This window comes from Streptomyces sp. NPDC093085 (genome assembly GCF_040683935.1).
In the GTDB taxonomy this organism is placed as follows: domain Bacteria; phylum Actinomycetota; class Actinomycetes; order Streptomycetales; family Streptomycetaceae; genus Streptomyces.
This window is the reverse complement of record NZ_JBFBFB010000015.1, coordinates 1-21,865: the sequence shown is the minus strand read 5'-3', so window position 1 is coordinate 21,865 and position 21,865 is coordinate 1. Positions and strand designations below refer to the sequence as shown.

The following is a 21,865-nucleotide window of genomic DNA, read 5'->3' as shown; positions in this document are numbered from 1 at the left end:
ATCCCTCCCCCATGCCCCCAGCCTCCGACCACCGCACCACGCCCCCGGCCGACGACCGGACGGTGCGGGAGACCATCGACCAACTGCACGCCGAAGCCCTCGGCCTCGCCCGGCGCACGAGGACGCTGGCCGTCCTGCTGGACCACGGCGACCACTCCGCCGCCGGAGGCCGCGTCCGTACGGCCGTCGCCCACCTCTGGCGCGCGGCGGAAGACCTGCACAGCGCCTTCCACACCGCCCCGCCACGCCACGCCGGCCCCGACGCGTCCCTGTCCCGGCTGTGCGGCCGGCGCATGCGGTACCTGGCGGCCCGCGTCGCACGGCGGGATGCCTGATGGACCTCGACCTCGTGCCGAGCGGAATCTCCCCGGTCTCCCTGGCCCTGTACGCCGCCACCGCCGCCTGCGCGGTGGCCCTGGCCGCTATTTGGATCCTGACGAACCGGGCCCGCCGTAACGCCGGGTTCGCCTCCAAGTCCCAGCTCAAGCGCCACATGTCCGCCAAGGCGGTCCTGAGGGCCACCGAGATCCGCCCCTCCCTCACCGGAGGCAAGGGCCGACCCGTCCGTACCTCGGCGGTGAGCCTTGCGAAGGACCGCGCCACCGGCGCCTGACCCGCTCTTCCCTGCTCGCCCCGTCTTCCCCCTTCTCCTTCTCGCGCCGGAGCCCGTCATGCACCACCATCCACGCACCACCCCTCACGATTTCGGCTACTCGCTCGGGACCTCCCAGCGTCCGAAGGGCGTGGAGCTGTGGTCCCGGGCCGACAAGGCATGCCGGGTCATCGGCCCCATGGGCAGCGGAAAGACCCTGCGCTTCTTCGCCCCGACCATCCGCGACTGGGCCGGTCCGGTGCTCGCCACCTCGACCAAACCCGACCTGGTCGAACTCACCCTCGACGCACGGCGGCGCGACGACCGCCCCGTCATGGTCTTCGACCCGCAGAACCTCGCCCCCTCCCTCCCCAAGTTCCGCTGGACGCCGCTCGCCGGCGCGTCCGATACGGAGGTGGCGATGACGCGGGCCAAGGCGTTCGTCGCCGGTTCCCGGACCCCCGGGGCCGCGACGCAGTCCAGCGAGGGCAGCGCCTTCTACAAAGGGCAGGCGGCCAAGGTCCTCGCCGCGCTCTTCCACGCCGCCGCCCTCGACGGAGCCGGCCTGGACCGGGTGCTGAAGTGGGCCCGCAAACTGACCGACCCGGCGCCCCTCGGCATCCTCGACGCCCACCCCGGCGCCGGTCCCGGCTGGGCCGACCTGCTCCGTACGGCCACCACGGGCGACAGCCGTACGGTCGGCAACACGGCCAGCACCCTCGACGCGGCCCTCGAACCCCTGATGCACCAGTCGGTGATCAACGCCCTACAAGGAGGCGGAGAGGACCCCACGGACATCCGCGAGTTCCTGGACGCGGGAGGCACCCTCTACCTGCTCGGCAAGGACTCGGAGGTGAACAGCGTCGCCCCGCTGACCACCGCCGTCACCGAGGACGTACTCGACCTCGCCGAGGCCCACGCCGTCGCATCCCCGGCAGGACGGCTCGACCCGTCCCTGCTGGCCGCCCTGGACGAGGCACCGAACATCGCGCCGATCCCCTCGCTCCGCCAACGCGTCGCCGACGGCCGGGGCCGGGGCATCACGGTGATCTACGGCCTCCAGGGCTGGGCCTCGGCCCGCGCCCGCTTCGGCGAGGACACCGCGAACGAGCTGGCCTCGTTCACCAACCACGTCGTCGTCTTCGGCGGAGCGAAGGACCCCGCGTTCCTCAAGGACATGTCCGACCTGTGCGGCCAGGTAGAGCGCGTACGTACGACGAAGACCACCACCGGGGGAGACCGCAGCGGCCACTCGACCGCGACCCACATGGCACTGGAGCCCGTCCTGCGCGGCGACGAGATCAGGGCCCTGTCCGACGGACACGCCCTGGTGCTCGCGGACAACCTCCCCCCGGTCGTCACCCGCCTCGACGGGATGTGGACCTGGGACTCCTGGCCCGAGATCCAAGCCCATGTCCACGACCTCCGAACCGCCAACGAGGCAGAACGCGCACGCCAGTCCGCCGCACAGAAGAACCGGGCCATGGCCCACGCCGCCACCTGGGCCGCCCGCGACACGGCGACAGCCGCATGACACACCCCCATGCCCACTTCGAACCCTTCGCCCCCTTCCCCGAACCGCCCGCGCCCGTCCTCGAACACATAGCGGCACGCAGCGTGGAACACCCGATGGCCGACAGCCCTCCCCCGTGGGACCTCGGCGCCCTGCCATCCGAGCTGTCCGAACCGCTGCCCACCTGGCTCGACTCCGTATGCCGCTGGCTGAACGGGCGTTACGCCTGGCAGCCCCAGGACGTCATCCCGCCCTGCTGGCCCCAGCACGAGGGCCTGGCCTACGAAATCGCCGCCCTGGCCTTCGCCAGAAGCGACGCGTACACGGACCCGAGCTCGACGGTGGTGTGGCACGAACAGTACGACCGCTTCCTCACCCGGATGCACAAATCCCTCGGCAAAGCGGGCGACGACTGCCGAGCCGGACGCCACGACGACCGCCCGGCCCGCTTCCAACTCGCGGCCTGGCCAACGCGAGCGGACGGGAACACCGGACAACCAGAGCCGGCCGTTCCCGGGCACGTCAAGGAGATGGGCAAGCGATGACGAACCTCAACATGGTCTTCTCGGCAGACCCCCGTCATGGGTTGATCGCGCGGAGCGACTGGGAGCAGGAAGAGGCTCGTACCGTGCTCCGCGATCTGGGCTGGGAATGGGAGGAACAACTTCATGCCCTCGTCCCGCCAGAAGAGAAACCGAAGGTCGACGCCGGGGTTCAGGCAGTGGAAGAACTGCACCTACGCGGCTATCGCACCGGGTACGCGGTCCGCCCGTACGGCACGATACGGCTGACACTGGACCGCGCGGAGCAGGTGCTCACGAAGGCCATCATGCGTGACGTCTCGCATCTGCCGCCTGCTGGGCAACTTGCCAGAGCAGACCTGCATCGCCTGGCGTACGGTGACACGTCTGCTTCAGCGGCATCGGTTTCACCGGAAGAGCCTGAGCCCCCGGCGATCTGACTACGCGGTACCCGAGCGGTTTCCGCCCGCGCGCCTCGTGGCGTCTCCCTGCCGCTGATCAAGCGGAGTACGCTCCACCCCTCCACAGGTACGGCTGGACGAGAAGGCTCGCCGCCCCCCGCATTGGCCGTGGGGGGAGGCGAGCCTTCTCGGTCGGTACGTCGTGCGGGTCAGACGTCCAGTTCGGAGGCCGCGAACTGAGCGAAGGCGGCGAACCCGGCGGGGGCGAAGGTCAGGGTGGAGCCGTCAGGGTCCTTGGAGTCGCGTACGTGGACCGCGCCGGCCGTCTCGGCGATCTCCACGCACTGGCCTTGCTCCCCGCCGCTGTAGGACGACTTTCGCCAGACCAGCCCGGTGATCGTGCCAGTGCGGTTGTTACCGGTCATCAGAACTTCTCCTCAAGGTGCGCGTTGATGAGGTCCCGCGACTTGTCTGCGGGAAGTGAAAGCTCGGCGATCTTCTCGAACATCACGGAGAGCGCGCTCACTTCGGCGGGGTCGTCCAGGAAGTTGCCGCCCAGGGAGTTGTCGATGGAGACGGTCGCGGGCCAGGGGTGGCCGAAGCCCATGATGGTCATGGCCTGGTTCGCCGCCGCGTAAGCGGGGACGTCCGCAGGGACGATCTGGATGGTGATGTTCGGCCGCTCGGCGTCGTCGGCCAACTTACGGAGCTGCTCCTTCATCACCCCCGGCGCGGTGGGGAACCGGTGCAGCAGCGCAGCCTCGGAGACCAGGGCGTGCAGGTGGACGGAGTCTCCGGGCCGGTGAAGCACTTCCTGGCGTGCCATGCGAACGGCGCTCAGCATGCCGGCCAGACCGCGGTTGTCCGGATGGAGCGGGCCGTTGAAGAGCTCCCTGACGTATCCCGGCGCTTGAAGCAGGCCGGGGATGATCGACGGGTGCTGAACCTGGATCTTCTTCGCCTTCGACTCCACGATGATGAAGTCGAGCAGGGCGTCGGAGATCTTCCCCATGTAGGCAGCCCACCAGCCTGAGCCCGGAGCCTCGTTGGAGGCTTCAGCCAGCTCACGGACCGCTTCCTCGTCGTCGTGGATGCCATACGTCTCCAGCATCTTGCGGACGTCGTCGATGGCAACCCTGTAGAGGCCCCGCTCGATACGCCCTTGCCGCGTGGAGTCCCAGCCGAGTTTCTTGGCGGCCGCGCCTGGTGCCAGACCCGCCTGTTCACGGTAATCGCGCAGCAGGCTACCAACGCGGCGCCTCATGACCGGCGGAGGGAGCTTCTTTTGAGTCATAGGGAGCAGTCTGTCAGTCACGAGACCAACTGGCGATAAAACAAGCGTTCTCTCTTTTCAGCAATTCGATGCTCGATATTGCGCACCGATGCTCGATGGGAGCATGCTGTTTGCTCACGAGGTGGCGCGCAGTCACATCGTGCTCACTCAGTGACGTGTGTTCGCTCGCCGGTGTGGCCTCCCCCTCCCCTCAGTGGGGCGCGCCGCGCGGCGGGGCCGCGTCCTCCGACGAAGCCGAGGCCAGTAATGCGCCAGAGCATCACCGCTCGCCGGGCCCCCGACTGGATGGACATCGAGCGGGAGTACGAGGCGAGGCGGAACCCGGACACAGTCCGGGTCGAGCCCAACCCCGCAGCGCGGCTCGCCGCGTTGAGGTCCGACAACCTGCGGCAGGTGGTCGCCCAGGTCCGGGCCCGGGGCCGAACCCCCCGTGTCTGCCGGTACGCGCTGTCGGTAGGCGGCCACCGGCCCGCCAACTCCCTGGCCGCCGTGACCGCCTTCGCGGAGCGCAGAGCCTGGCACGTCGGTGAGGAGCAGACCTTCATCGACCACCAGAGCACGGCCGCCCCGCAGTCCCGTCCCGGCTGGTGCCTCGTACGCCGGCAGATCCGTGCCGGATACGCCGACGGCGTCGTGGTCACCACCACCGGCGTCATCAGCCCCCACCTCGGCCCGTACGAGGAGGAGCTGCGCTGGTTCGAACTGCACCGCGCGTTCATCGCCGTGGTCGCCCCGACAGCCCGGACAGGGCGCCTATGACGCCCCCGCCTACATCCGCGCCCCCGGCCCCGACCTCCTCCGACCGGGGTGTACGGCAGAACGCGGCGACCGGCGCCCACCACGCCCCCTTGCCCACCACCGCTCCGGCCCGGGAGGACCCGATGAGCCCTGACACCAGCGTCGCATCGGCCTCTGCCACACCATCGGCGCCCAGGACGCGCGGTTTCGAGGTGGTCATGACCCCGAACCGGGCCCGCGTCGGGCAGATACGGCGCATCACCGTCGCGCACCTGCGAGCGTGGGCCGTCCCCGCCCCGCTGGTGCAGGACGTGCGACTCGTCGTCTCCGAACTGGTCAGCAACGCCGTCGAACACGGCCGGGGCACCGTCCTCCTTCGGATACAGCACGCCAACGGCCGGCTCCGCATCGAGGTCCGCGACGAGAACCCGGCCCCCGCCTGGCTTCAGAACGCCGATGCCGAGGACGTGTGCGGCCGAGGACTGTTCCTCGTCGACGCCTTGGCCTCCATGTGGGGAGTCAGCGACGACGGCCGCGCCACCTGGGCCGTCTTCGCCCTGCCCGGGGGGACGTGATGACCGTCGTCATGCACGAGACCTCACTGCACAGCGACTACGCCAACGACGACGCGACGGCCCGCAGGGTCTTCTTCGGCCTGCTGCGCCTCCTCGCCGCCGAGGCGATCACCGACGAACTCTACGAGGACCTGGAGACCGCACTCGGCGAGTTCGCCACCCGCCCTTCCCCGGCCGAAGCGGCCGTCACCGCCGACCGGCTGAGAGACACCGCCACCAGGCTCGTGGAGGTGGTCCCGCGCCTCATCCAGCCCTACCCCGTCGGCCAACAGCGCTACACCATGAACCAGTTGAACACCGTGATCAACCTGAGCGCCGAGCAGCCCACCCCCGAAGACGCCCACGGACATCTCGTCCGCCTCGCCAGCTCCATCCTCACCCTCCTCGACCACCTCGGCGACGTCGCCTCATAACGCCCCCTCCCCCTCCCACCGCCATCGCGCCACATCCACCGACGGCCCAGGCGTGCCCGCCCCATACCCGCAGGAGCTGAACAGTGACCTCCCGAACCTTGACACGCGTCATCCTCACGCCCCGCGAGCGACAGGTCCTCCAGGGCCTGTCCGACGGCAACCCGCTCGCCGCCGTCGCCCTCGGCCTCAACATCCGTGAGAACACCGCAGCCGGATACCTCAAGCTCGCCAAGAGCAAACTGCACGGGGCACACAAGACAACCGAGGCCATCGCCATCGGCTACGCCACCAGGGCCATCGCCCTGCCACCGCCGCTCTGCCCCGAAACGCTCCGCATCCCGGACCAGGAACGCGACCTGATCCCGCTCATCGCCCGCGGCCTGGGAAGCGCCGAGATGGCCACCGAGCTGGACCAGCCGGTCCCCCGCGTACGGGCGGACGGCCGCGCCCTCCTCAAAAACCTCAACGCCCGCAACCGCAACCACCTGGTCACCCGCGCCTGGCAGGCCCAGATCCTCACCCCCGACCTGGTCACCACATGGCTGCGCTGAACCTAACCACTGGCAAAGCCCTTCAGCGGTGGGCGCTCCCGCTACCGAGCGGAGACCGGGCAGATGGGGGGGCTTCGAGGTCGTGCCCGAGCGCACACAGGCGAGCCTCCCCCTCGAAGGAATGGCGCCGTCCGTACAAAACAATCACGGATGCCCCGTTATCGTCTCCGCAGGCATCCCTTGGAATGGATCATCTAGAGCAGCCTAATCAGCGCTGCTCCAGTTTATCGACTTTGAGGATTTCTGACAGATAATCGGCGTGTAGGTGAACTTCGGCGAGGGGCGGCACGTAAAAGATGGGTATGGAACCCTCACTTCCCGCTTCTCCGCCGCTGGAACGGACACACGCCGCGCCACCACGGCTACCCCCATCCGGTGCGCAAGCCAGTCCGTCACGGGTGGGCTGGCTGGATGCTTTGCGCGGTATTGCGGCACTTGTCGTGGTATTCGACCACTCGTCTTACTCTTTCATGGCGGAGTTCAGACGGGAGCTGATGCCGGAGTTCAATACCAGCCGGTACGGCATCATGGTTTTCTTCCTGGTGAGCGGCTACATCATTCCCGCGTCACTTGAGCGCCGGGGTTGCATCCGGACTTTCTGGATCGGACGGATATTCCGCATTTACCCACTGTGGGCTGCTGTAGTCTCAGCCGTCCTGACGGTCAACGTGTTGGGCTTTGCGGAGATTCCCGACTTCGGCCAGCAGAGCGTCGTTACTGTGACCGTCGCCCATGTCACCTTGCTCCAAGAGCTGCTGGGGACGCCCAATCTCCTTCTTGTCCTGTGGACACTCTCTTATGAGATGACCTTCTACCTGCTGTGCGTTGCTCTTTTTACGATCCGCCAGAACCGGCGATCGGCAGCGGTCGCCGTCACCCTGGCCGCGCTCGCCGCCGTGAGCATGATGTCAGGGGCCGTCACACTGCCGGTCTCCGCCGTCTCTGACAGGCTCGGCACGGGCCCGCTGGTCGCGCTCGCCTCAATGGCTATGTTAATCGCCATCTGCTGTGCAAGCGTTGGGGCAACTGCGCTTCGCGTATTCGGAGGCGTATTGGGAGGGGTGCTGGCACTCTTCCTGGTCGCTTTTAACGGTACAGTTCCCATGTGGGAGGGTCTGGTGATCCTCGCCGTGATGTTCCTCGGCACCGCCGTCTACCGAGCCGAAAACGGTCAGAACACCTGGCGAAACGCGACCTGCACGGCGTTCGTGGTGGTTGCTTGTTCCGTGGGGAGTGCGTACTGGTACGGCGACGGCTCCCACTTCACACGCCGTGGCTGGATCGCGGCATTCCTGCTGGCCGGGCTCACCTTCGGTGTCGCGCTGGCGTTGCGCCGCCTATGGATACCGCGCTGGCTAACCGGACTAGGAACGATCAGTTACTCCGTCTACCTTGTGCATCCGGTACTGCTGGCCGTGAGCGACGGCACGATCGGCCGATGGCGGCGGGACAATCTCGCGCTCGAAGCCGCATTCTATGCAGTGTTGCTGCCGGTGTGCGTGCTGACCTACCGTTACATCGAAAAGCCGAGCCAGACCTGGGGCAGGAAGCTGGCACGCCGTGTGCAGCGACCGTGACGAGCACCTTTGTCGGGCCGCCTGAAATTCCCATTGAAGTACGTCACGATGCCCCAGACCGATTGATGTCTGGGGCATCGTGACAACGGCTTTCGATGGCCCGATCAGTCTTTCCTCCGGCTTGTCACCAGCGGGTTATTATCCAGCTCTGGTTGGCCTTGCTGTCGCAGCTAAACTGAGCCGCACTTGCATTGACTGCCTGACTCGCACCCGAAATGCCCAGGCACATGCCGCTCTTGCGATTCTTCAACGCGTAGTGGGTGCCACTGACAATGTAGACGTCCCAGTCCTGGTTGAGATCGCCAGCCGGATTGGCCTGGATGGCTGCCGCACCGGCCGAGGTGCTGCCGCCGTCGATGCCGAGGTTCTTGCCCGAGCCGATATTCTGATAGCTGACGAAGCCGTTGTCCTGGACCGGAAGCCATCTCTGCGTAGTTGAGGTGCTCGACGAGGTAGCCTGGATGATCTTGGCTCCGTTGGCTGTACTGCCGCCCGAGGGCGCCAGGACCAATCCGGAGTTGTAGTTCTGGATCCGAAGAGGCTCAGCGGCGGCGATTGCAGCCTTGAGTTCCGGCATCGTCAGAGGGGTCGGGTCAGCACCCCGTGACGACTGTGCATGAGCGAGCGTCGGACTGGCCGTCGCCATCAGCATCCCGGCCAGAATCACCGCGAAGACATTCTTAGTTCCTGTGGTGCGCATGTCACGTCTCCTAACGTTTCGTGTCTTGAAGGTCACGAGGAGTACTTAAGCAGTCCGCTTGGCGAGGGCGCCAGATCGTTTAGATACTTAGGCCGAAAGCGCTCACTTGACGACGGGTGCATGCGCGCCACCAGACTCCAGCGTGGACTGATCGTGGCGAAGAGCCGACCATCGCAGGTCGCCGCCTTTGCCCTCGGTCGCAGGCAGTTCGTAGGCGCGGACCTGGTCGTAGGTCAGCAGCACTGACCGCCCGCCCGGTGCAGTGGGAGGTGGAGGCGCTGTAGCCGGCCGAGTAACAGCGCCTGGTTCTCGCCGCGTTGGCCCCGCGCCCGCTGAAGTACCCCGTCGACCACCGTCATACCCATAGGGGTGGCCTTGGCGGGTCGCGGGACAGCACGCATCGAAGGAACCTCCGGCGCCCCTCCTATATCGGTGGCGTGTCCGGGGATTGTTGAAGTTGGGGGTAGTCCGTCGTCGTGCGGTTGGCGTACGACGACTCAGGTTTCAGGTCGTGCGGCGTCGGAGACTCTTCGACGTCGCCCCGCCGCCGGCCAGGTTGAGTGCGGCGTGCGAGCTCGTCTTGGAGTCCGGCTTCTCGCCTTTCGGCGTTGCGTGCGGTGCTCCGTATCTTGGATGCTTCCGCTCGTAGCTGCCCCGCGTCTTGGTTGTCCTTGTCCTGAGCACGTCGCAGGAGAGTGGTTGTCTCTCGCTGTGGCATGTCCACTTCGGCGAGCACAGCTTCGAGTTCACCGACAGGCCCCGTCTTCTCGACGGCTTCACTGAGCCGCTTGTTCAACTGCTCCAGTTCGCGCCCGGCCTCTTCGTACATGCGAAGCAGTTCATCGCGGTCGGCCTCGGCCATGCCCCGGGCGTCCCCTCGAAGCGCCGAACGCCCGAAACGACCAGTCATGGTCAGCCGCTGTTCGAACCCTTCGAGCCGTTCCTTTGTACCGCGCAGATCAGCGGTTCGCTCGGCGATCGCGCCGTGCAGTGCTCGGACTTCACGTATCGCTTCAGCGCGGTTGGCGATGTCCTGGTGTCGACGGTTGAGGGCGAGCACGTTCGGACCGGTGCCCGCCGCGGCTTGCTGTCCAGCATGGTCGGCTGCTGTCTCCGCCTCCTCGGCTGCCGCCCTGGTGGCCCGGGTGGCCGAGGCGGCCTTACGGAGCGCGTCTCGCAGGGCCGTGTTGCTGAGATGCGCGTACGGACGGACAGTGCTCGGCACAGTGGCGGAGGTGGAAGCGGAAGGCCGCTTCACGGCGTTCAGGGCTTGTCGGGCCTGGTGCTGCGGGGTGTCCTGGGAGTCGTTCTCCTCGTACGGTTCGTGCGTCCTGGGGGTGCGCGGGGTGGGGAGGTCGGCTACGGCCTGACGGACGTGGGCGGGAACGGCGTCCTTCGGGAGTTCGGTGAGGATCATGCGCTCCTCGGTGCCGTTCTCGATCTCGCGGATGAGGCCCGCGACGGCGCGGTCGAGTTCTTCCTGCTCGGTGAGGGCTTCTCCGCTCCGGGCGCGGTCGGCGTCGGTTTCGTAGACCGCCAGCGGCAGGAAGAGGTGGGACTCCTTCTTGTCGCGGCTCAGCATCGTGTAGAGCGCGTTCGCCCGCGCGCCGGGGCCGTAGACCAGCGCCTCCTGGACGCTCAGGCCCTGGGACTTGTGGCCGGTGATCGCGTATCCGAGGCTGAGTCCGCCCTGCGCGATGTAGTCGGCATCGACCCATTCGGCCACGTCGCGGGGGCCGTCGGCGGTCTCCTCGCGCCACTCGACCAGGACGCGGCGCTCGGCGTCCACGGCGCGTACGAGTCCGCGGTAGCCGTTCAGCACGTCCTCGTTCTCGCCTCGGCTCCGCTGACGCCGGTAGTCGTTGGTCCGCAGGAGGACCTGGTCCCCGACCGACAGCCTCAGCTCACCGCCGCCGGGCAGCGCGTAGACGTGTTCCGGGCCCGTGAGGTCACCGTTCGCCTTTCGCAGGGCGCGGGCTCCGACGTTCAGTTCCTCGACGATCTCGTTGGTGGCGGCGAGCATGAGGAGCTGCCGCACGGCCGTGTGGTCGTCGGTGTGTGCGGCGCGCTTGTCTGCCCAGAGGGTGAGCATCGCGGCGAGGGTCGCGTCCTTGTCCGCGAGGGCGTGTACGCGGCCGGTGCCGACGAAGGCGCGGAGCGCTTCCACCCTGTTGTCGTCGCGCCACAGCTCCAGTGCCCGGCGCTCGATCGCGTCCTTCTGCCGGAAGTTCTGGCTGAGGGCGAGTCCGCCGACGAGATGGTGGACGGCGGCGAAGGACCCGCCGATGCCGGGCGAGTGCAACTGCTTGGGGTCACCGATCCCGACGACCTTCGTGCCGGTCCCGGCGGCATGGGCGAGGAGTTCGGCGATGTCGCGGTCGTCGCACATCGCGGCCTCGTCCACGACCAGGACGTCCACTCCGTCGAGTCCGGCGCCGCCGGTACGGATGCCGGTGAGCCAGGAGGCGACGGTACGGGACTCGATGCCCGCCTCCGCCTTGAGGTTCGCGGCGGCGACGGCCGCCGTACTCGCACCCGCGACGACGAACCCCTGGGCCTCCCACGCCTGCCGGGCGGTGTCCATGATGGTGGTCTTGCCCGCCCCGGCGATGCCCACCACGGCGTCGATGCCGTGCCCGGCGCTCAGCAGCCGTTCGAGGACAGCGCGCTGCTCGCCGGAGAAGGCGAAGGCGCCGCCGTGCTGGGCCTCGACGGAGGACAGGGCCATGGCGACCGTATCGCCGCTGACGACGGCGGCCCGGCTGCCGAGACGGTTCGTGGCCTCGGAGACGATCAGCGCCTCCGCCGCCACGACATCCGCCGTCGTGTAACGGTCGGCGTGCGTGAAGTGCTGCGCGCCCTTCGGGTCCAGCCTGACCGCGTACCCCGCGTGCCGGAGGACGGAGTCGGTGAGCTCTTCGGCCTCCTGGGAGTCCGCGACGCCGTACGGGAGGGCGTCGAGGACGGCGGCGATGGCGGCGGCGTGGGTGAAGTCCTTGCTGTGGCTGGTCAGGCCGGTCCTGGGGTCGAAGACCTGGGCGCACAGCTCGTCCAGGCCGGGGTTCCGCCTCGGGCTGTCCCGCCGTATCGCGCCCTCCGCGATGGCGTCGGGGTCGTCACCGGCGGCGCGGCCTTCGGCCTGCCAGTACGCACGCAGTACGTCGTCCCCGACCCCGGCGGCCTCGCCGTTCTTCGCCGCCTTGGACGCGGTGGAGGCGGCCGTGCGCTCGCGGGTGGTGGCGCTGTCGTAGTCGATGCCGAGCTTGGACAGCAGGGCCCGGACCTGACTGTCCCGCTTCGAGAACAGCCGGATGGTCGCCTCGGGGATGGCGGCGATCTCCCAAGCGCCGGTCCGCTCCTCACGGCGGAAACCGATACCGAACGTGTCGGTCAACTCCCTGCGGATACGGGCGTTCATGAGGGACTGGGTCGCACGGGCATGCCGGTGGAGGTCACGGCCCCCGCCGGCCATGGTGGACCACTTGCCGTCAGTCCCCTTGACCATGTTGGCCAGCGTGAAGTGCAGGTGGAAGTGGGGGTCGCCGTACGGGGCGCCGTCCACGGGCCGGGCGGCGCGGTGCACCATCATCCAGCCGGAGAAGCCGCTCGTCCCCACGGTCTCCGCCTCGCCGCCGTCACCGTGGTGACCGCGCATGGCGTACGACGTCCAGCGTTCGAGGGCGGCGATGGACTCACGGCCGGCGGAGGTGTAGATGCCCTCCACCTGGGCGGCGATCTCCTCGGGCGCGTAGGCGAGGAACGCGGACTTCGACTTCGCGAGATCCAAGGTGACGTCGGCGCCGAAGTTGCCGACCTGCACACGTCCTTCGAGGAGGGCGGCCTTGATCTCCTCGGCGTCCCAGACGTCCTCGGGCGCGAGCCCGGCGGCCTTGGCCATGGCGACGGCTTCACGTACGTCCATGGGCAGGTCCCGGAGCCGCCGTTCGCCCTCGCCTGCGGTCTGCGCGTACCGGCGCTTCATGGACACGGCGGCGAACAGGTCGGCGGGCCGCTGCCCGGTGTCGGCGGCGCGGGCCTCGACGGCGCGGAGGAGGGCACGAGCATCGAGGCGCCCGCCCGCCTCGGCGGCCACGGCCTTCTCCAACGCGTCTTCGCCGTACAGGCCGACGGCGTCGACACCGGCAGCATCGGCGAGCTTGAGCAGGGTGGAGGCGGGGACGCGGTGCGATTCACCGAACCGCTTGAGCTGGCCCTCCATCCTGCGGAAGGCGTCCCGCTTCCGCTGGGAGTCCAGCAGGGCCTGGGGGTTCACCCCGCGTTCGGCGGCTGCCCGGCGGATGGCGCGGGCCAGCGGGGCGGCGGGGAGTTTCGCGGCCGGGGCGACTGCGAGCTTGGGCTCCACGAGGGTGTGCCCGGTCCGGGGGTCCTCGCCGTGCATGAGGCGACGGGCGGCCGGGAAGTGCTCCGGGACCAGCACGCTGCCGGGAGCGATGCCGAACTCGGTGAGCCCGCCACCGATCCAGATGAGGGGGCGCTCGCCGGCGTCCAGGTGATAGTCGACCTGCCCGTCGACGGCCGGTCGCGGGAGGGCCACCTCACCGTACAGTTCACGGGCGTCGAGCCCGGCCGCCGCAGCGACTTCGACGGCGTCGAACCCGGTGAACCGCGCGGCTCCCTTGCTGCGGACCACTCCGCGGGCGCGGAAGAAGGCGCGCTTGGCCTCCCGGGAACCGAGCAGGGAGGCGACGGAGGCGCCTGCGGCTTCGGCCTTCGCCTCGACGGCGGCGAGAAGGGGGGCCGCGTCGACCGTGGTGGACTTCCCGCACCCGTGACCACCGGTGAGGCGGTACTCAACCTGCTCGTCGGACGGGCCGATCATGGTCACCCAACCCATCGACCCGCTCACCCCCCGCTCACAACCGGCCAGATTTGGCCATCTTGGCTGATTGTATCGTCACGGAGTGACGATACCTTGGTCCTCTCAATTCAAGATCATGATCAACAAGGGAGCCTCAGGCGCTCGGAGCAGCCTGGTCGCTTCTGCGGATCAGGCTGCTGAAGACTGATGCCCTGTTGGACTGTTACCTCTGTGCGAGGTGCGCGGGCTGGGGAGCCATAGCGCCTGGTGACATGACGAAGGTCCTCGCTCCGGGCGGAGCGAGGACCTTCGTCATGCTGGCCATATGGCCTCTCGGCCGACGGCTATGTGTTCAAGGGCCACTCGCCGAACGGCACCGGCGCCTGCCCCCGGGCTTCGCGCACGGCCTCCTCCGTACCGCACGGCGCGCAGATGAAGACCTCGCGGTCAACCGTCAGCCGGGATCGCGCGGGTCGTTCACCGAGCGGGCCGCCGCAGCGCGGACAGCGGGTGTCGGGCACGGGTTACTCCTCGGGGTGTTCTCGGGCGGACTTGAGGATCAGGTTCCAGGTGGGACGGGAGTAGGTCTTCTCCGTCTGTCCCTGGAGCTGGGGGATCAGTTCGGCGTTCGTCGCTCCGGGGTTCGCCGCGAGGGCGTGCCTCGCGAGCGTGAGGCGTTCGTCGCCCTGGTAGGGGTACGCCGCTCCGCGGCGACCCTTGGGGCGTCCGCCGGCGTGTCCTCGGCCCTTCCGTTCCGCGAGGTACTGCCACAGCCTCCAGCGCTTCCACTTCGGACGGCGCCGGGTCGGAAGTTCGTCCCAGTCGTCCGGGGCCGGCCATCCCTCGGGCGGGTTCTTGACGTAGTGGGAGACCGTGGCGGAGTCCGCGAACCCGCAGACCTTCGCCGCTTCGGCGGGGCCGACCATCTCTTCGGGGTCGCCGTCGAGCCTCGGCGGGTTGGTGGTGCTGGCGGCGGCGCGCCGTCGCTGGAATTCGTGGTGCCACGTCGCCCAGACGTCGCCGTCCCAGTGCATGACACCGTCGATGACGTCCGCGACGGGCGGGTGGCCGTTGTTCTCCCGGTCGGTCCACAGGTTCTGAAGCGTCGGCGCACTGATGCCGTGGACCTTGCGCAGGTCCGCGCGTGAGTAGAGCGTGCGGCCGGTCTTGCGGGGCACGGTCGCCTCCTGATTCTTGGTCGGGGGTGTGATCGCTCGGCGGGGTCACTGGATGTCGTCCGGGTCCGCGGCCGGCGTCCACGTACGGCTGCCCGCCGGTTCGAGCCGGGTGAGGGTGGCTATGTCGCCCAGGGGGACGGCGGCGGCCCAGTCGGCACGGCCGGGGTGGTCGGCCGGCAGGTTGAGCACGAAGTGCCGGCCGGTAGGAGGGAAGTCCTCGACGATGACGAAGCTGTCGATGGGATCGGCGCCGATGCTGTTACCCCTCGTGAGCTGGGCGATGTCGCCGGGCCGGGGATGGTCGGGGTGTCGTTCGCATACCATGGTGTGGTCTTTCTGGTGAGAGAGACACCGACGGCCAGCGCCTGTTGCCCATAGAGCGCTGGCCGTCATCTGTTGTCCGGGATGCGCGGCGCCCGTGGGGCGCGCGGCCGGTCGGAGGTTGCCCCCTCCGCGACGGCGGGGTAATTAAACCACCTTTGGATTGAGCAGGGTGGGGCTCTGATCGGGAGGGCGACGGTCATCAGAAGAGGGCCCGCTGATCTGGGAAGGGTCTGTCCCGGCTGCTCGGTGGCCGGGGGATGCGGAGTTCGTAGCGGGGGCGTCCCGCGTGCGGCGGAACATGGGCTTCGCGGCGGTACCGGCTCCAGGCCACGATGGGAGCGCCCTGGTCGACCCAGCCCTCCGGGTACTGGGAGGTGAGCTGAGCCCAACGGTTCCGGCTCTGCGGTACGGCCCATCGGTCCTCGACCCTGGTGATCGGCGGCAGTGTCCGCCAACCGGGGAAGGCGTGATCGTGGGCGTCCTCGACGGCCTCGTTGTCTCCGTCGCCGTACCCGCCGCCACGGTGGATGGGCCCCTCCCAGTGGCAGATGAGACACCCGCCGCGGAACTCCTGTTCGTTCCCCCGGCGGCCGGTCGGCTTGCTGCGGGAAAGCAGGGTCGGGGCGTGGTGTGCGGGCGGGGACAGGTCGTGACCAAGGTCGCTGTATGCGCCGCCGGGGTGTCCGGGCCGGATGTGCCACTCCTCTGCCGCGCTCGTGGGAGGCCGGGGTGTCCGTGCGTTGCGGACCCGCCAGTAGTACGTCTGCCGTGCGCGTGCTCCGGTCGGCGTGCTGGTGGTCTCGGTCACGACGTTCTGCCCCTGGCGGCAGCGAGGATTTCACGGAGAGGGGCAGCGAGCACGGCCTGTTCGTCGGGAGCGTCGAGGAAGCGCGGCCCGTACGCGCGACGCACGGCGCGGCGGGCGTCCTGATGGCGTTCGAGTTCGGGGTAGTACGGGGACCGGTCGAGTACGTCGTAACCGTGCTGAGTGAGCACGTCGGCGATGAGCGTTCGGACCTGTACGGGGCCGAGGGTGGTGAGGTCGGTCTCCACCGGGACCGCGAGGAGTACGCGTATCAGCTCCATCGCGCTGAGCCGGGGGTGAAGGGGGACGCTGAGCCGGTGGACGCCGTCCCTGCTGGGGGTGGCGGCTCCCCGGCGGCTCGGCGCCTTGGCGGTGCTGCGGGAATCTGTCGTCTCCATTGTTCTGGCCTTCGATGTCTCGGGGTGATGGGTGGACTGAATGCCGCTCAGAACAGGGCGTGTTCGGCGGCGACGGCGGCGGCGCGGAACACGCGGGCTGCGTCGGTGGCGGTGCGGCCGGGCTCGGCGCTCCACCGGTCGATGACCTCGCGGTGGAGGGCTTTGGCCACCGTGGGGTCGTCGGCGTCGACGGGGTGACCGGTGAGGGTTTCCGCAAGGACGTCGAACGCCTGGTCGCGGGCGCGGCCGATGCGGTCCCAGTCGTACGTCCGGCCGGCGGCTCCCCGCCCGTGGCCGGCGGCGACTTCGAGGGCGCCGCGCGGCCAGCACGGCAGCGTGGCCGTGCGGCCGGGACCGGCGAACAGGTGGGGGCCCTGGTGGATGCCGACGTGTTCGATGTGGCGGGCCGCCCATTCCAGGATCGCGACCGGGGTGTCCGCGATGACGACGCTTTCGGGGGTGTGGCGGGTCGGCACGGTGTTGTCCTTCGGGAGATCGGGGGGCGGCGGCGCGCAGCCGCCGCCCCCCGATCGGGCTGCTAGTGATAGGCGGGGATCAGTCGGCGGACCTTGTCTTCTCCGATGCACCCGCCCGTGTGACGGCGCGCGCTCGGCGGCTCCCCGTTGCGCCCGCGAAGGTGGCTCCAGAACTTCGGGCCTTCCCAGCCGCACAATTCGCAACTGAGGTGCCAGTGGTTGTCGCTGCCGGGGAATCCGGTGAGGAGTGCCCGCCAGTGATGGGCCCGGAGTCCCCGGAACGCGATCTGGGCGCCCTCGATGTTGCGATCGGTGACCGGCATCCTCGGGTGCAGGAGAGACACCGGCCCGTACAACGGCGTGGGAGCCTCGGCGAGCACCTGGTCCAGGGGCACGGCGCCGATCCGACCGGCGGCGTACTCCTCCGCGAGATGGGCGGCGGCCATGTCGGTGCCGGGTGTCCCCTTCGGCGGGCGGCGAAGGTTGCGTTCGCCTGCCGTGGTGAGGACGAGCCAATCCCGGTGCCACCTATAGGCGCGGCCGATGACCTGGTCTTCGTCAACGATCACGGGGTATCGGCACTGGATGTCGGGGGAGCCGACGCGGTACGTCGGGATGGCGGTGGTGCCCTCGGTCGCGGGGACGATCAGCCTGCCCGCTTCGGTGTCGGCGACGGTGACGGTCGCGGGACGTTCGAGAAGTTGCGTGGTCATAGTGGTGCCCTGTTCTGGTGAGAGAGGGGCCCGCCTCCGGAGCGCTCGGCTGCCGGAGGCGAGCGGGGCGTGGTTACGCGGCCTCGGCCGGGGCCTGCGGAGCGGCGGTCCAATTACGGCGCGGGGTGATGCCCAGGTCTTCAAGAACCTGGTCCAAACTCCCGTTGTCCGGGACCCATTCCCAGTCGGCGCCCTCGGTGCCGGGCCGATCGGTCCAGGTCAACATGTACGAGCGGCCGGAGGTGCGGGCGTCACCGCACACGGCCTGGGCCTCGCGACGGGTCATCGCCCACAGGGCGCACCTGCGGGAGCGGCGGGAGTGCTTCGAGGTGATCAGCACCAGCGCCATGCCCTCCTGCCGGTTCGCACCGTCAGCGGGGGCCGTCACCGGGGCCGGCGTCTCAGTCGGTACCGCCTCCTGGATCGGCCGGGACTGCTCGGCCCGCTCCTGGTGTTCGGCGGTCTGGACCTGGGGCGGCTGCCGCATCTCGTCGGCGCTCTTGCGCCCGGATACGTCGTCGTACGGGGCCGTCCACGTCCAGTCGTCGTGCTGGTTGCCGGTGGCTCGGACGAGGAGCTTGCCGATGCCGTTGTGGATGTGGGGGATGGTCACCGACTTGGGGTTGACCCGCAGGACCTCGTACCAGGAGCCTCGGTAGAGAACGAAGTCCCCACGGGTGAAGTCGGCCTTCGACCAGATCTTGACGCCCCCGGCCTCGGCGTCCTTGATGACCTGCTCCCAGTGCTTGATCTCCTCGGTCAGCTCCTCGTGCCGGATCGTCAGCTCGGGGTCGTCGGGGTTGCGGGAGTAGCCCTTGGCGGACTCGCCGCGCTGCCACTTCTCGACCGCGCGGAGGTCGGCCCGCAGCCGGTCGAGACGGCGGAGTGTGCGTCCAGGGTTCTTCTTGAACTGCTCGTAGTTCGCGGCGGCCTGCGCCCGGCCGGTCCAGTGCTCGGCGCGGTCGCTCTCGCCGATGCTCTTGCGCATCGCGTCGTCCATCCGTGCGTGATCACGACGGGCTCGGCCCTCGGAGTGGTGGCCGGTGATGATGGGCTGCCCTCCGGCGAACCGCTCGGATATGTCGTGGCTCTTCTTCCACTCGGCCTCGGAGTTCCGGGCGGCGGTGGCGGCGTACCCGCCGAACCTCTCCGCCCGGCCTTCGGCCTTCTCCTCCCGCTCCCTCTCGGCCTCGGCGAACGTACGACGGTCGGCGTTGTCGATGGTCAGGGTGGTCTCGAAGCCCGCGTCGCGGAGGCGCTGCGCGAGGAGTTCGAGCGAGGGGGGGTAAGTGGCGTGATCGCGGCTGTGGGGGAGGTACCAGCAGTCGAGGTTCCTGCTCCAGCGGAAGGGCTGGCGCTGGGTGCGGCCGTATTCGCGCAACCGCAGGATCTCGGCTGATCCGTCACCCCGGCTGGTGCCTTCGATCAGGGTGCCTTCACGGCGGGTGTGGGTGATCTCGATAGTCACTGAACTGGTCTTTTCTGGTGAGAGTTTGTGGTCCGGCCATAGGGCGGACCGTGTGTTGGCAACGGCGCCGCACCACGGGCGCGGGCCGTGAGGGACGATCGGCCCGCGCGCCGTCGCGCCTGCGCGACGGCAGGGGCAGCCGCGCCCCCGCGGGGCGCGTCCTTCGCGGTCCGGTGCCCGTCGTCGGACGACGGAGTCGGCCGGCGGCGGTGAACGCACCGGACCTGTCCTGCCACCCCGAAGGGGTGTCCGCTGGGGGTACTGGGGCCCGCCGGTCCGGAGGTGTTGCCCTCCCCCGGACCGGCGGAGCCGTGGTCAGTCGCGGTGGAGCGTGTGCCGCGCGGCCGGGTCGGCGTCGGCCAGTCCGGTCCGCTCGCGCCATGCCTGGCGAACGGCGGCGCGGAACGCCTCCCCGTCGTCGTAGGCGAAGCGCCCCCGGCGCAGACCGCGCACGATGTCGCGGAAGACGTGTTCGTCCATCGTCGTCAGCGTGTCGTCCAGCGGCGTCAACTCATGAGGGAACATCGCCTGGACGGTGTCGCCGGGTTCCGGGGCACCGAGGGTGAAGTACCACACCACGCACATCGTGGCCGTGCCCTCGAACTCCGGTCCGCCGAAGGGACAGACGACGACAGCGGGGCGGGCCTCGAACTGGTGGCTCCGGAACCAGGGTCCGGCCAGTACGAGCGCGGCGGTGGGAAAGTCCTCGACGGTGGGCTTCCGGTCGGTGGTGAGCATGTCGGGTCCTGTCTGGTGAGAGGTTCCGCCGGGGCCGGTCGGCCCCGGCGGAGTGTCGGATGGGGGGTTGCCCTCCCCCTTCCAACTCATTAATTAAACCACGTTATTCGTCTTGGATCAACCAACCGGGGCAAGTTCACGGCGGCGCTCGGCGGCGACGGAGACGGAATGAGCGATGGCGCGGCCGGTCTCGACAACACGGACGGCGGACTCATGCACTGGAGGCTTCTTGCCCTGGGTGACGACGCCCGCAAGCGGAGGCATGACGGCCAACCCCGGTACGACTCCGAGTACGAGCGCGGCGACATGGGCAGCCGATGCGACTTCGGCGGCGTGCTGGCCGGGAAGTGGGGCGGCAGCCTCGGTGATGCGTCGCCACGCGTGGCCGTACAGCAGGATACGGACGGCGTTTTCGGGGGCTTCCCTCGTGAAGTCGAACCCTCCGGCCTGCTCTGGATCCTCGCCGTACCACTCCCGGTACTGGCCGACCAGAACATCCCGGATGACCTCGGCGGCGAGCGGGGCAGAGACGGGCGACTCATAGGCGTCACCATCAGTCTGGGAGATGTCGAACACGGGCCCGGCCTTATATCCGGACACCCGCCGCCCCTCCCCCTCAGCGGCTTCACCGACAGCCTCGTGCTGGCCACCATCGACGGTCGCCGTCGCGGTAGCGGCCCCCTGGGCGCCTTCGGCCCGGCGCTTGATCGGCGTCCAAATGCGGATCGAGGTCGACCCCTTGACCGGAAACCGTCCGACCTTGCGCCAGTCACCGGAACTGAGCACGCGAGTGGCATGGGGGCATTGCGCGGCGATGGCAATGGAGTTGACGGGGCTGCGGTCCCCCAGGGTCGCGGCCGTACGCAGGAAGGCGGTCCAGAAGTCTTCGCTGGCGACCATCGCGCCGTACGCGCGCTCCATTACGGCTTCAAGCTCACCCCGCATCCGGGCACTGTAGGCGCGGCGCTCTTCGTCGGTCATCTTCGGCTTGCGGGACATATCAATTCTCCTGGTGAGAGGTCCCGCCGGGGCCGGTCAGCCCCGGCGGGGTGCCGGCCAGGGGGTTCCCCCTTCCCGACATCACTAATTAGGCCACGTTCCAAATTACTCGGCGATCCTTACATCCAGTACAGCCCTTCAGCATGACTCACATCGCGGTATGCCGCTATCACTTCGTTCTCTATTTCCGTACAGCGTTCACGGATAACGGGGTCGTCTCCCCCATCGCTGACCGCGCCCTTGCCCCTGTTCCATTCGATCGCGATTTTGAGCGTGCGGAGATACGATCGAGTCAGCATCCAGCGCCCGGAATCCGGGAGTTGACCCCCGTAGGCCATATCCAGGGCATTATTGATATCCACGGTGCCGGACCATACATTTTCCGTCGCCTGGAGGGCAAGAGCCCGCTCAAGGATGCACCGGAGATGCGAGGCTTGGACCGACCATCGGGGCAGAAGGACGATTATGTCAGCACTCATCGCGTGACCTTTCATTAGGGAGAGGAGAGATGCCGCACCGAAATAGCGCGCCACCTGGGGGGGGTTCGGGAGTTAGAGGGCTTACCTGTCGACATATTCGCCGTGCCCGCGACGTTCACCTTCTTGGCCACCAGGGCGACAAGAGTGCGCCATTACCTGAGACAGTCGCACAGTTACGAAGTCATGCGGACCGGAGATGCGCGCCTTCAATCCGCAGCGACAAACGAACTCGGCGCAGGTTGACCCCGGAAAGAAGCGCAGAACGGCACGTCGAACCTTCTTTATAAACATAATCCTGCTCCTGGTGAGAGGGATTGTCGGCGGCCGGTCGGCCTACCGGTGTCGGCCGGGGGTTGCCCTCCCCTTCCGGCATGACTAATTAAACCATGTCCCAGGGGGTTGGGGCAACCCAGAAATAGCCCCTGACCTGCCCTTTCTCTTCTCTGTCGACCCGCACCCACCCGACCGGGCCCGCCCACAACGAACCTGGGCGGGGTTCCCTCCTCGGTCGGACAGCTCCGCCGTACCAGGGTTCCGGGCGCGGCGTCCAGGCTCGCGAAGCGACCGCGCAGCGGCCCGGCCTGGACGCCGCG

The 21,865-nt window shown here is 68.7% G+C and carries 25 protein-coding genes; 10 read left to right on the top strand and 15 right to left on the bottom strand.

The genetic code is table 11. From position 1 onward, the window contains the following. The first annotated feature begins 11 nt into the window (after positions 1 to 11). Genes AB0O07_RS30330 through AB0O07_RS30310 form a run of 5 tightly spaced genes read left to right on the top strand, consistent with a single transcriptional unit; the run spans position 12 to position 3,066 of the window. Positions 12 to 335, top strand: a complete 324-nt coding sequence (locus tag AB0O07_RS30330; protein WP_365639282.1) for a DUF6238 family protein — start codon at positions 12 to 14, stop codon at positions 333 to 335. Next, a complete protein-coding gene (locus AB0O07_RS30325; RefSeq protein ID WP_365639279.1) occupies positions 335 to 613 on the top strand; it encodes a hypothetical protein in 279 nt (92 codons plus the stop codon). Before AB0O07_RS30330 ends, AB0O07_RS30325 begins: the two co-directional genes overlap by 1 nt. A gap of 58 nt (positions 614 to 671) precedes the next feature. After that, entirely contained in the window at positions 672 to 2,126 is a 1,455-nt protein-coding gene (locus AB0O07_RS30320) for a TraM recognition domain-containing protein (RefSeq protein WP_365639276.1), read from the top strand. Continuing rightward, a complete protein-coding gene (locus tag AB0O07_RS30315) occupies positions 2,123 to 2,650 on the top strand; it encodes a hypothetical protein (protein WP_365639274.1) in 528 nt (175 codons plus the stop codon). The genes AB0O07_RS30320 and AB0O07_RS30315 overlap by 4 nt, the downstream gene beginning before the upstream one ends. Further along, positions 2,647 to 3,066 carry a hypothetical protein gene (locus tag AB0O07_RS30310; protein ID WP_365639271.1) on the top strand — a complete coding sequence of 140 codons (420 nt, stop codon included), beginning with the start codon at positions 2,647 to 2,649 and terminating at the stop codon, positions 3,064 to 3,066. The genes AB0O07_RS30315 and AB0O07_RS30310 overlap by 4 nt, the downstream gene beginning before the upstream one ends. Before the next feature lie 170 nt (positions 3,067 to 3,236). Here AB0O07_RS30310 and AB0O07_RS30305 read toward each other — a convergent pair whose 3' ends face one another. Beyond that, positions 3,237 to 3,452 (bottom strand): DUF397 domain-containing protein, encoded by a 216-nt coding sequence (locus AB0O07_RS30305; RefSeq protein WP_365639268.1) that lies wholly within the window; start codon positions 3,450 to 3,452, stop codon positions 3,237 to 3,239. Beyond that, entirely contained in the window at positions 3,452 to 4,291 is an 840-nt protein-coding gene (locus AB0O07_RS30300; RefSeq protein ID WP_365639265.1) for a helix-turn-helix transcriptional regulator, read from the bottom strand. The genes AB0O07_RS30305 and AB0O07_RS30300 overlap by 1 nt, the downstream gene beginning before the upstream one ends. Positions 4,292 to 4,567: 276 nt before the next feature. Here AB0O07_RS30300 and AB0O07_RS30295 point away from each other — a divergent pair, with 276 nt between their 5' ends. The 5 genes from AB0O07_RS30295 (at position 4,568) to AB0O07_RS30275 (ending at position 8,175) form a co-directional block, all read left to right on the top strand. Next, the gene (locus AB0O07_RS30295; protein ID WP_365639263.1) at positions 4,568 to 5,080 is read left to right on the top strand and encodes a hypothetical protein; all 513 of its coding nucleotides are present in this window, start codon (positions 4,568 to 4,570) and stop codon (positions 5,078 to 5,080) included. A gap of 197 nt (positions 5,081 to 5,277) precedes the next feature. Further along, complete coding sequence (locus tag AB0O07_RS30290; protein WP_365639260.1) at positions 5,278 to 5,634, top strand: ATP-binding protein; 357 nt, start codon at positions 5,278 to 5,280, stop codon at positions 5,632 to 5,634. 11 nt (positions 5,635 to 5,645) lie between these two features. Next, a complete protein-coding gene (locus tag AB0O07_RS30285) occupies positions 5,646 to 6,047 on the top strand; it encodes a DUF6415 family natural product biosynthesis protein (RefSeq protein ID WP_365639258.1) in 402 nt (133 codons plus the stop codon). Between the two features lie 83 nt (positions 6,048 to 6,130). Then, positions 6,131 to 6,598 carry a LuxR C-terminal-related transcriptional regulator gene (locus AB0O07_RS30280; protein WP_365639256.1) on the top strand — a complete coding sequence of 156 codons (468 nt, stop codon included), beginning with the start codon at positions 6,131 to 6,133 and terminating at the stop codon, positions 6,596 to 6,598. A 398-nt stretch (positions 6,599 to 6,996) separates the two neighbouring features. Further along, positions 6,997 to 8,175 (top strand): acyltransferase, encoded by a 1,179-nt coding sequence (locus tag AB0O07_RS30275; protein WP_365639253.1) that lies wholly within the window; start codon positions 6,997 to 6,999, stop codon positions 8,173 to 8,175. 124 nt (positions 8,176 to 8,299) lie between these two features. On the opposite strand, the gene AB0O07_RS30270 is transcribed toward AB0O07_RS30275, so the two are convergent. The 13 genes from AB0O07_RS30270 to AB0O07_RS30210 form a co-directional block, all read right to left on the bottom strand. Next, the gene (locus AB0O07_RS30270; RefSeq protein WP_365639251.1) at positions 8,300 to 8,875 is read right to left on the bottom strand and encodes an RICIN domain-containing protein; all 576 of its coding nucleotides are present in this window, start codon (positions 8,873 to 8,875) and stop codon (positions 8,300 to 8,302) included. 102 nt (positions 8,876 to 8,977) lie between these two features. Then, positions 8,978 to 9,118 carry a hypothetical protein gene (locus AB0O07_RS30265; RefSeq protein WP_365639249.1) on the bottom strand — a complete coding sequence of 47 codons (141 nt, stop codon included), beginning with the start codon at positions 9,116 to 9,118 and terminating at the stop codon, positions 8,978 to 8,980. Positions 9,119 to 9,299: 181 nt separating this feature from the next. Continuing rightward, positions 9,300 to 13,715 carry a MobF family relaxase gene (gene mobF / locus AB0O07_RS30260; RefSeq protein WP_365639623.1) on the bottom strand — a complete coding sequence of 1,472 codons (4,416 nt, stop codon included), beginning with the start codon at positions 13,713 to 13,715 and terminating at the stop codon, positions 9,300 to 9,302. A 503-nt stretch (positions 13,716 to 14,218) separates the two neighbouring features. Beyond that, on the bottom strand, positions 14,219 to 14,872 hold the full coding sequence (locus tag AB0O07_RS30255) for a hypothetical protein (RefSeq protein ID WP_365639248.1): 654 nt from the start codon (positions 14,870 to 14,872) through the stop codon (positions 14,219 to 14,221). A gap of 45 nt (positions 14,873 to 14,917) precedes the next feature. Further along, the gene (locus AB0O07_RS30250; RefSeq protein ID WP_365639247.1) at positions 14,918 to 15,196 is read right to left on the bottom strand and encodes a DUF6211 family protein; all 279 of its coding nucleotides are present in this window, start codon (positions 15,194 to 15,196) and stop codon (positions 14,918 to 14,920) included. A gap of 199 nt (positions 15,197 to 15,395) precedes the next feature. Next, positions 15,396 to 16,004, bottom strand: a complete 609-nt coding sequence (locus AB0O07_RS30245; protein ID WP_365639245.1) for a DUF6349 family protein — start codon at positions 16,002 to 16,004, stop codon at positions 15,396 to 15,398. Then, positions 16,001 to 16,399 (bottom strand): DUF6181 family protein, encoded by a 399-nt coding sequence (locus AB0O07_RS30240; RefSeq protein ID WP_365639243.1) that lies wholly within the window; start codon positions 16,397 to 16,399, stop codon positions 16,001 to 16,003. Before AB0O07_RS30240 ends, AB0O07_RS30245 begins: the two co-directional genes overlap by 4 nt. A 47-nt stretch (positions 16,400 to 16,446) precedes the next feature. Continuing rightward, positions 16,447 to 16,875 (bottom strand): DUF6197 family protein, encoded by a 429-nt coding sequence (locus AB0O07_RS30235; RefSeq protein ID WP_365639241.1) that lies wholly within the window; start codon positions 16,873 to 16,875, stop codon positions 16,447 to 16,449. Positions 16,876 to 16,937: 62 nt separating this feature from the next. Further along, the gene (locus tag AB0O07_RS30230; protein WP_365639239.1) at positions 16,938 to 17,588 is read right to left on the bottom strand and encodes a hypothetical protein; all 651 of its coding nucleotides are present in this window, start codon (positions 17,586 to 17,588) and stop codon (positions 16,938 to 16,940) included. 73 nt (positions 17,589 to 17,661) lie between these two features. Beyond that, positions 17,662 to 19,056 (bottom strand): DUF3560 domain-containing protein, encoded by a 1,395-nt coding sequence (locus AB0O07_RS30225; RefSeq protein WP_365639237.1) that lies wholly within the window; start codon positions 19,054 to 19,056, stop codon positions 17,662 to 17,664. Positions 19,057 to 19,371: 315 nt separating this feature from the next. After that, the gene (locus AB0O07_RS30220; protein WP_365639234.1) at positions 19,372 to 19,794 is read right to left on the bottom strand and encodes a DUF6409 family protein; all 423 of its coding nucleotides are present in this window, start codon (positions 19,792 to 19,794) and stop codon (positions 19,372 to 19,374) included. 117 nt (positions 19,795 to 19,911) lie between these two features. Continuing rightward, the gene (locus AB0O07_RS30215) at positions 19,912 to 20,793 is read right to left on the bottom strand and encodes a hypothetical protein (protein WP_365639232.1); all 882 of its coding nucleotides are present in this window, start codon (positions 20,791 to 20,793) and stop codon (positions 19,912 to 19,914) included. A gap of 119 nt (positions 20,794 to 20,912) precedes the next feature. Beyond that, the gene (locus AB0O07_RS30210) at positions 20,913 to 21,155 is read right to left on the bottom strand and encodes a hypothetical protein (protein ID WP_365639230.1); all 243 of its coding nucleotides are present in this window, start codon (positions 21,153 to 21,155) and stop codon (positions 20,913 to 20,915) included. Positions 21,156 to 21,865 lie beyond the last annotated feature (710 nt).